Genomic DNA, 442 nt, shown 5'->3' with positions numbered 1-442 from the left:
TTTTCTTTGAAAAAATGAGTGTAAGTGCTATAATTGTCAAAATTAACAATAGCAATATAACCAAAAGCTGTGGGTCGATTAAATTCGTAAAGTATTTTTTTATTCTATTCATAGGTAAGTATTATAGCCCAAAACGGGGAATTGTTCATTGGATAAATTAAACTCTTTTTGATGTTCGGCTAATTTTATTTTTATTTGAACTTCAACTTCCAAGGGATAAAAATATTGACAAAACAAGGAAACAAAAGATTCCAAAGCCTGACCTTGAAGATAGTTTCTAAAATCTGTATTTTTTAGTGGACCGATATTTAACCGCAAATGTTTGGAGTAATCTTGATAAAGACTCCCAATGATACTATCCACTCCTAATGTGAAATTACCTAATGAGACACTTTCTTCTTTGTCCTCGTATAAAGCAAACTCGTGTGCTTCAATTTCAACT

General features: G+C 30.8%; 1 protein-coding gene. It reads right to left on the bottom strand.

All coding sequences use genetic code 11. The annotated features are described in order from the left end of the window. Positions 1-108: 108 nt before the first annotated feature. Positions 109-442, bottom strand: a 334-nt coding sequence (locus VQ048_RS12635; protein ID WP_327611982.1) for a type VI secretion system baseplate subunit TssG, incomplete at its 5' end; no start/stop codon positions are given.

The organism is Bergeyella anatis, assembly GCF_036016955.1.
In the GTDB taxonomy this organism is placed as follows: domain Bacteria; phylum Bacteroidota; class Bacteroidia; order Flavobacteriales; family Weeksellaceae; genus JAYWXI01.
Note: the sequence above shows the minus strand (reverse complement) of the source record. Positions and strands in the feature narration are given on the sequence as shown.